Origin of the sequence: Gilliamella sp. WF3-4, assembly GCF_001690275.1 — a bacterium.
Taxonomy (GTDB): Bacteria; Pseudomonadota; Gammaproteobacteria; order Enterobacterales; family Orbaceae; genus Gilliamella; species Gilliamella apicola_C.
The window spans coordinates 1-2,025 of record NZ_LZGW01000016.1; the positions used below are offsets into that span (position 1 = coordinate 1).

Sequence of the window (2,025 nt, forward strand, 5' to 3'; positions counted from 1 at the left end):
AAAATCGCTTTTAAGGCTTGTTGTTATTGGGTTTAGTGTACTTTAATGGGTTTTAAAGAATATTGCTGTTTATTGATTTGGTGGAGCCAAGGGAAACAGAATCATATAGATAAACACACTGGAAATACTGAAAGATTAACTTTTAAAAATCGAATCGTATACCTAAACGTATACCTAAAACAAAAAGTGACCCCAATATTAGGTATTTTAATCTTGCCGAATTGAAAGGTTAAAAAAAATTGGTTTTAGAATTTTGACGGTGTAAAAATTTATCTAGGTGAGCGGTATCCGTTAATTATGTTTTAGATTTTTTATACCTCCCCCCCATAAAAATAAAATTTTATAAAAAAGTGTTCACGGTGTTCACTACTTGCTTGAAGCCTTATTCTAAAAGGGTTTGAGCGGTGAACACTTAATGATTTACTATTCACAAGTGTACACTTTAGGTATTCACTCAATAAAAAACCGCCAATTAGGGCGGTCTTATTTTAGTGACTCAATTTGAGCTACTAGTTAGGATCTTCGGCTTTAGGTAGCCAATCTTGACTAGTGTTAATATTAAGCTCTACGTTGGTTCTCATCCCTTTATTTGCTCTTTTACGCATGTAGTCTTTACCGTTTTCTTTCATTGCATAATTAAGTGATGTGCCAAATTGCGTTAGTGATAGCGGATTGTTTAAACCTGTATTGCGAATGTATTCAATATAAGCATGGTATAAATATTTTCGGGGGTTAAAGGGCATTATTCCCATATTGCCAATAAACATACCATTGGGGTAATCAAGCGCATCAAGATAACTACAAAAATCCACTAAATGATCGGATTCGCGTTTAATCGCCGTCGCTTCGTCTGATTGTTGTTGCTGGTGTAGTCTATCTTTAGCTTCTGTTGGGCTGGTAAACTCATTTAATAGCAACCTCACAATTGAGGGTAGCTCTTGCTCTATTTTGCTGACCAAGTCTAAGTCTCTTTCTTTTTCTGGTATCACCTCGCCAAAGTGGAAGATAACTCTACGTCGTGATATGCCACCATTTCGTTCGTTAAATCTCATTGCCTCGTTATTGATAACCAAGACTACCGCAGGGATTTTACATGAGTAAGGTTGCTTATGTTTTGGGTCTATTGCGACTTCATCACCACCAGTAATCGCTTTTAACCCTGCGCCACTGCCCATATAACGCGGTTGGTCGGGTAAGATGACTAATGAGTAGCCTACAATTAAAGCCCTGTCCCTTGCTTTTTCTAATGCGTCCATGGTGCCTATTACGGTATTGTTTTTACCTGCTAACATCGTTGCTATTTCAGCAAAAACACTTTTACCGCTACCGCCTCCGCCTGTAATCTCTAGGAATAATTGCCAGTCATGACGGTTGGCTAATATCATATATAGCGCAGCTAAGATATTTTTAGCTTTATCTTGATTGCCTGATGCTCTTTTTAGCCATTTAGCAAAATTTGGCGTGTGAGTATCGAAAGATTCCTTTTCTTTGGCAGGGTAGTAATCAATATCATTACTGACCAATAGCCAGTCTTGCTTATTGTGCGGTTTAAAGGTTTGTTTTTTTAGCTCGTATACACCATTTTTAAAGCAGATTAAATCTTTCTGAGACGTTCCCATTATTGGTAGGGACAATCTGAGCGATTCAACCGCTGAGCTAATTCTTATGGGATTAAATGGTTCGCCTGATTGAGTAAATAAATCGGCTAGGGTTCGCATTAGCATTTTATCGCTGATGGGTTGCCATGCGTTATCTTGATAGTAATAGATTTCATCTGTAGTAAGATTAATTGCAAGGTTATTGTCATAATATTGATTGAGTAGTTCGGCACGCTGACTTGATGCCATTTGTGATAGATTCATGCCTGATAAATCTTTTTGATTAGTCGGTTTAGGTAAATTGGTTACGCTATCATCAGCATGAGCTAACATTTGATTAAATGAAACTGACATTTTATCAAGCCCAAATTGTTGCCTATAATCATCCCAATCACATTTATAATCTGTATCAGGAACGGAGTAATAG

1 protein-coding gene is annotated in these 2,025 nt (G+C 37.1%); it reads right to left on the bottom strand.

Annotated elements, in window-relative coordinates:
- Positions 1-509 precede the first annotated feature (509 nt).
- On the bottom strand, positions 510-2,025 hold a 1,516-nt coding region (locus A9G47_RS03370; RefSeq protein ID WP_081303515.1), incomplete at its 5' end, for a primase-like DNA-binding domain-containing protein.